This is a genomic window from Streptomyces sp. NPDC127068 (assembly GCF_042724695.1).
Lineage (GTDB): Bacteria > Actinomycetota > Actinomycetes > Streptomycetales > Streptomycetaceae > Streptomyces.
Genome location: NZ_JBHXEN010000027.1, coordinates 98730 through 104772 on the forward strand (window position 1 = coordinate 98730; position 6043 = coordinate 104772).

Annotated in this window: 7 protein-coding genes; 3 read left to right on the forward strand and 4 right to left on the reverse strand. The window is 74.7% G+C overall.

Translation table 11 applies throughout. The annotated features are described in order from the left end of the window. Positions 1 to 4 precede the first annotated feature (4 nt). Positions 5 to 745: an LON peptidase substrate-binding domain-containing protein gene (locus ACFWIA_RS18870; RefSeq protein ID WP_387006255.1), complete on the forward strand. Its 741-nt coding sequence runs from the start codon at positions 5 to 7 to the stop codon at positions 743 to 745. Positions 746 to 785: 40 nt separating this feature from the next. Then, positions 786 to 1283, forward strand: coding sequence for a Cys-tRNA(Pro) deacylase (ybaK, locus tag ACFWIA_RS18875; protein WP_387006258.1), 498 nt, complete (start codon positions 786 to 788; stop codon positions 1281 to 1283). A 26-nt stretch (positions 1284 to 1309) separates the two neighbouring features. Here ybaK and ACFWIA_RS18880 read toward each other — a convergent pair whose 3' ends face one another. The 4 genes from ACFWIA_RS18880 to ACFWIA_RS18895 form a co-directional block, all read right to left on the reverse strand. Beyond that, positions 1310 to 2092, reverse strand: a complete 783-nt coding sequence (locus ACFWIA_RS18880; protein WP_387006261.1) for a DUF2567 domain-containing protein — start codon at positions 2090 to 2092, stop codon at positions 1310 to 1312. Positions 2093 to 2126: 34 nt separating this feature from the next. After that, positions 2127 to 2954 (reverse strand): ABC transporter permease, encoded by an 828-nt coding sequence (locus ACFWIA_RS18885; RefSeq protein WP_387006264.1) that lies wholly within the window; start codon positions 2952 to 2954, stop codon positions 2127 to 2129. A 58-nt stretch (positions 2955 to 3012) separates the two neighbouring features. Beyond that, entirely contained in the window at positions 3013 to 4035 is a 1023-nt protein-coding gene (locus ACFWIA_RS18890; RefSeq protein ID WP_387006267.1) for an ABC transporter ATP-binding protein, read from the reverse strand. Between the two features lie 130 nt (positions 4036 to 4165). Further along, positions 4166 to 5395, reverse strand: a complete 1230-nt coding sequence (locus ACFWIA_RS18895) for an NYN domain-containing protein (protein WP_387006269.1) — start codon at positions 5393 to 5395, stop codon at positions 4166 to 4168. Positions 5396 to 5725: 330 nt separating this feature from the next. Between ACFWIA_RS18895 and ACFWIA_RS18900 the strand changes: the two genes are divergently transcribed. Further along, positions 5726 to 5905, forward strand: coding sequence for a hypothetical protein (locus tag ACFWIA_RS18900; RefSeq protein ID WP_387006271.1), 180 nt, complete (start codon positions 5726 to 5728; stop codon positions 5903 to 5905). Positions 5906 to 6043: the final 138 nt, after the last annotated feature.

The window sequence follows — 6043 nt, forward strand, 5'->3', positions numbered from 1 at the left end:
CGTCGTGACCACCGTCCGGCTGCCGCTGTTCCCGCTCAACTCGGTGCTGTTCCCGGGGCTCGTCGTGCCCCTGAACGTCTTCGAGGAGCGCTATCGCGCCCTGATGCGCGATCTGCTGAAGACCCCCGACGACGAACCCCGGCGCTTCGTGATCGTGGCGATCCGGGACGGCCACGAGGTGGCCCCCAGCGCACCGGGTCTCCCCGACCCGACCGCGCCGCCGGAGCGCGGCCCCGCCGCGGGCTTCGGCGACGACCCGCTGAAGGCGTTCCACGGCACGGGCTGCATCGCCGACGCGGCGACGCTGCGGGAGCGCACCGACGGCGGGTTCGAGGTCCTCGCCACCGGCACCACCCGGGTGCGGCTGCACGCGGTCGACGCGTCCGGGCCCTATCTGACGGCCGAGGTGGAGGAGCTGACCGAGGAACCCGGGGACGAGGCGGGCGCCCTGGCCGAAGGGGTGCTGCGGGCCTTCAGGGCCTACCAGAAGCGGCTGGCCGGGGCCCGTGAGCGGTCGCTGGCCAGCAACGGGGAGCTGCCCGACGAGCCGTCGGTCGTCTCGTACCTGGTCGCCGCGGCGATGGTGCTGGACACCCCGACCAAACAGCGGCTGCTCCAGGCGCCGGACACCGCGTCCCGGCTCCGGGACGAGTTGCGGCTGTTGCGCGGCGAGACCGCGATCATCCGCACCCTGCCCTCCGTACCGGCGGTGGACCTCACCCGCGCGCCCACCAGCCTGAACTGAACCGCACCGGCCGAGGCGAACGAGGAGCCCGAGCGTCCCGATGGCGAAGAAGCAGAAGCAGCAGACGGGCGGTACGCCCGCGACCGTGGCCCTCACGGCGGCCGGCACGGAGTTCACCGTCCACGCCTACGCCCACGACCCCGCCCACCCCTCGTACGGCGAGGAGGCCGCACAGGCCATGGGCGTCTCACCCGATCGGGTGTTCAAGACCCTCGTCGCCGACGTGGACGGCGAACTCACGGTCGCGGTGGTCCCGGTCGCCGGGAGCCTGGACCTGAAGGCGCTCGCCACCGCGGTCGGGGGCAAGAAGGCCGCGATGGCGGACCCCGCGGCGGCGGAGCGCGTCACCGGGTACGTCCGGGGCGGGATCTCGCCGCTCGGGCAGCGCAAGCGGCTGCGCACCGTCCTCGACGCCTCGGCCGGGGAGCACGCCACGATCTGCGTGTCGGCCGGCCGTCGGGGCCTGGAGGTCGAGCTGGCCCCCACGGACCTGGTGGCCCTCACCGGCGCGGCGCTGGCGGCCATCGGCCGGTCCTGACCCGTGGGTCCGCAGCGGCGCGGTCGTCAGCGGGACGGGCCCGGACCGGGTCCGTCGCCGTACGGGGGGACACCGTCCTGCAGCGGGGGTGCGTAGGGGTCCCGGGCCGGGCCGCCGTCCACGGGCGGCTGCTCCCAGGGCCCGGGACCGTACCCGGGACCGTAGGCGAGCGGCAGGTCGTACGGGTCGGGGTCGCGCGGGGCGAACAGGGCGGTCAGGCACAGGTGCAGCAGCAGGGCGGTGACCGGCCACACCAGCAAGGTGCCCAGGGCCTCCAGCTTCAGGGGTGCGTCGAAGGTGACGCCCTTGCCGACCTCCTTCGCGTGCGCGACCACGTCCTCGGTCGGGCCGAGCCACACGCCGAGGCGCCACGCCAGCAGCCCGCCGAGCAGACTGCCGATGGCGAGGGCGACGACCAGCGGGATGCCGCCGCGCTTGCGCCACAGGAACACCACGAGCGCGCTGACCGCGCCGAACCCGATCGCGAGCAGGGTGAACGTTCCGTCGATGCCGATGGCCTGTTCCCCCTCGGTGTCCCCGAGGTAGACGGCGTCGGCGTCCGAGACGAGCGGGACCCGGGGCGCCAGCCACAGCCACAGCAGCCCCAGCAGGGCGCCCGCGGCGGCGACCGCGACCGTGACCACGGCGGCCTCGCGGAGTTCTTCCCGCAGCCCCGGCCCCGTCCCCTCACTGGGCTCCCCGGGCCCCGCCGGGGGAGGGTCGGCGGGCGGAGTGCCCCAGCCGCCTTCGGCGGGCGGCTGGTGGTGTGGTGGCTGCGGCGGCGTAGGCGGCGTTGACGGTGTGGTCACCCTGACATCGTGCCAGCCCGGCGCACCACCCGCGTCATCGGACGGCAGCCCGCCGGTACGCCCAGGTGGCCACGGCGAGCGAGATGACGCCGACCCCGGCGCAGACCGCGAGGTGCAGCCCGATGACCCCCCAGTCGGGGTGCGGCGCGAACGTCCGTGCGAACGCCTCCACGCCGTAGGTGGAGGGCAGCAGATCGCGTCCGTACTGGACCGCCAGGGGCAGCCGCTCGGGCGGCAGCACCCCGAGCAGCAGCGCGGCGGACATGCCCAGTTGACCGAGCAGGGTGGCGAGTTCCGGGCGGGGCGCGAGGAGCCCCAGGGCGGCGCCGAGCCCGGCGAGGGCGGCCCCCGCGAGCGGGATCACCGCCAGCAGCACCCACAGGTGGGTGAACGGGAGTTGGAACAGGACGCAGCCCACGGCGGCGGTGACGAAGGTGCCGGGGACCGTGAAGGAGGCGTACGCGGCGGCGGCCCCGAGGACCACCGCGGCGGGCGGCACGGGCAGCGTGGCGTAGTGGTCGAGTCCGCCGTCCGCCCGCAGCCGGCCGAAGTACTGGGCGAGCAGGTTGAGCGCGACGAACGCGACCACCAGGACGCTGGACCCGGCGACGACCGCCCGCGCCTCCTCGCCGCCGTCGACGACGCCCCGCATCAGGACCATGATCCCGACGGACTGGAAGGTGGCGACGAACAGCAGCGGGATGCGGGCGACCCGGGCCCGGGAGAGCTGGGCGCGGTAGACGGCGACGAGCGCGGGCAGCAGTCGGGCGCGCGGCGCCAGGGGCGCGGGGACCGGACGGCTCGCGGGACGCGCGGGCTCACTGCGACGGTGGGAGAGCACCTCGGCGGGTACGACGGTCACGGGGTGAGGCTCCTGTTCCTGGCAGCGTGCGGCAGGGCGTCCGTGGGTGGTCGGTGGGTCATGCCTTCACCAGGCCCGTCGCTTCGGTGTCGGTGCCGCCGAGGGCCAGATAGACGTCCTCCAGGCTGGGTGTCGCCAGCGTGAAGTCGTCGAGGGCGGCGAAGGCGGCGCCTCCGGTGACCGCGGCGACGGCGGCCCGTGCCTCGTCGGGGGCGAGCCGCAGCACCCAGCGGCGACCGGATTCGGTGGCGGAGGACCGCAGCGCGGCGACCTCCGGAATGTCGAGCGGGGCGCGCTCGCGCCACACCAGTTCCACCCGCACCTCCCCCGCGAGGCGTTCCTTCAGCCCGCCGGGCGTGTCACAGGCGATCACCCGGCCCCGGTCGAGCACGGCGACCCGGTCGAGGACGGTCTCCGCCTCGATGACGTTGTGGGTGACCAGCAGGACGGTGGTGCCGTACCCGGCGCGGCGCCGGTCGATCGCGGCCCACACGGCGCGCCGCGCGATGGGGTCCATGGCGGTGGTGGGTTCGTCCAGCACCAGCAGGGGCCGCTCGCCGACGAGCGCCGCCGCGACGCAGGCGAGCCGCCGCTGCCCGCCGGAGAGCTTGGCGATCGGGCGGGACGCGAGCGGGGTGAGGCCCAGTTCGTCGAGGACGGCGTCCCGCTCGGCGCGGGCCGCGGCGGCGTCGAGGCCGCGCAGCCGGGCCGTGGTCTCCGCGGCGAGGGACACGGTCAGCTCGTCGAGGGCGCTGGACTCCTGGCCGAGGTAGGCGAGGATGCGGGCGGCCCGGTCGGGGTGGCGCACGATGTCGTGGCCGAGGATCTCCACGCTGCCGGAGTCCGGCCGCATCAGTCCGGTGAGCTGGCGCACCAGGGTGGACTTCCCGGCGCCGTTCGGGCCGAGCAGGCCGAAGATCTCGCCGCGTCGGATGTCGAGGCGCACGTGGTCGGTGGCCCGCACCTCCGGGGTGCCGGGGGCGCCGCGGCGGCCCCGGGTGGCCCGGTACGTCTTCACCAGGTCGCGCACCGCGCACACCACGTCACCGAGGCGGTCAGGGTGTGCGGGGCGCGTACTCACGAGGATGGAGCCTACGGGGTGCGGGGGGCACGGTTCGTCCCCGGGGTGGGCAAGCCCGCCGGGGACGGGCCGGCGGACCCGCCCGTCCCGGGGACGTCAGGCCCCGGTCCCGGTCCGGCGGGGCGGGGGGTCACTCCCCGGCGGGGGCGTGTTCGGCGGTGCGCAGGTCGACCTCGCGCCAGAAGCCGGCCCGGATCGCGTACCGGTCGTTCTCGTCGATCTGGTCGTCCTTGTGGGCGAGGAGACCGAAGCGGGCGGCGTAGCGGAGGAGTTCCCCGTCGATGCGGTGCGGGACCCTGGGATAGAGCACGGACAGGCGTTCGAGGACGGCGGGTTCGGGCAGTCGGCCCATCCAGCGGCGGGCGAAGACCTGGCCGACCTCGTAGGGGTCACCGCCGACCGTGGTGATGTCCTCCTCGCGGTCCGCCCAGCGCTGTTCGGCGCTGGTGAGCTGGGCGAGGGTGGGCAGGGTGGCCAGCTCGGGGGGTTCGGCGGTGCCGGGGCGGTCCACCCACCCCTTGTCGGAGGACCAACGCAGGGTGGCCCCGGTGGCCCCGCCGGGCACGGGGTGCGCGGCGGGGGCGCGCAGCGCGGCGAGGTCCTTCGGGGTGGGCACGGTCTTGGCGCGTTCCGCGGTGCCGTTCTCGTGGCGGGCCGGCGCCTCGTGCCGGGGAGCCGAGTGGTCGGCGGTCGGGGCGGCGGCCGGTCCGGGCAGCGGGGGCGCGGGCAGGGGCGCGTCGGGCAGCGGGGCGGAGAGGATCGCGGCGATCTCCGGCCGGGGCACGGGTGGCGGGGCGCAGGCTCCGGTGCCGTCCTTGGCACGCACGGCCCGGGTGATCCAGACGCGGTCGAGGACGCGGCGCTCGTCGGCCTCGGCCACCAGGTCCTCGGACTGGTTGTAGTCGCCGTCGGCGGCCTGGACCGCCCACAGATGGACGGCGACCCCGTGTTCCTTGGCGGCCATCATGCCCGGCAGCAGATCGCCGTCACCGGTGACGAGGACGACGTCGGAGCACGCCCGGTTGCGGGCCAGTTCGGTCAGCTCGGCGTGCATGGCGGCGTCGACGCCCTTCTGCGCCCACCGGCCGTCGCTGCGGGTCAGGGCGCCGAGGCGGACCGTGACCCGGGGCATCACGCGCAGTCTGCGGTGGTCGGGTTGCGGTACGCGGTCGGGGGCGCCGTCGAACCAGTAGATCCGCAGCAGCGGGCGTTCGGTGTCCCGCTCGGCGCGTTCACGGAGCCCCTGGATCAGGGCGGCGTGGTCGACGGTGATGCGGGACCGCGACGGTTCTCCGGCGAGGAGACTCGCGGCGGCTCCCAGCAGGTATCCGGCGTCCACCAGGACGACACAGCGTTCCACGTGACCCACCCTCTTTCCTGAACTGTCCCTGCGACGAGCAACGGGATGTCTGAAAGCGCCCCTTCAGGGTGGTGGGGCCGCTGAGCCGCTGGGCCACCGGGCCCCTCCACCGACGCGGGCGCTCGTCGGGTTTCCTCAGGCTTGCTTCGAGTCTGCCCGACCGACGGGGGGTTAACGGCCCGAACTCGATCTTCGGCGTGGCGGATTCACCCGGGGCGCCCCGTTGACCGTCACTACTCAGGGTAAATCTCCGACATGCGCGACTTGTCGGCTTATGTGAATCTGGTCCCGGCTCTGGCCCCCAGATCCCCCTACAGGAGGCAGATCACCATGGCCAAGAACAAGAACCGCAAGCACGGCGGCCAACAGCACCGCTCCTCGGCAGCCGAGCAGGGCACCCAGGAAGCCCAGCGGTCCTCCCTAGAGTCCCAGACCGACCAGCGCCAGTCCCAGGTCACGCCCGGCGACGTGGCGCGCAAGGGGCGCCAGAAGCGCTTCGGCCACAACTGATCCGCCGTACGACCGCACGCCGTACGACGACGGAGAGGGGGGGGGGCCGGGGGGGGGGGGCCCGCGCGGGGGGTGAAAAAAAAAAACAGCCCCCCACACCATGACACAAAGACGGATTGGGGGGGTGGGGTGTGAGGG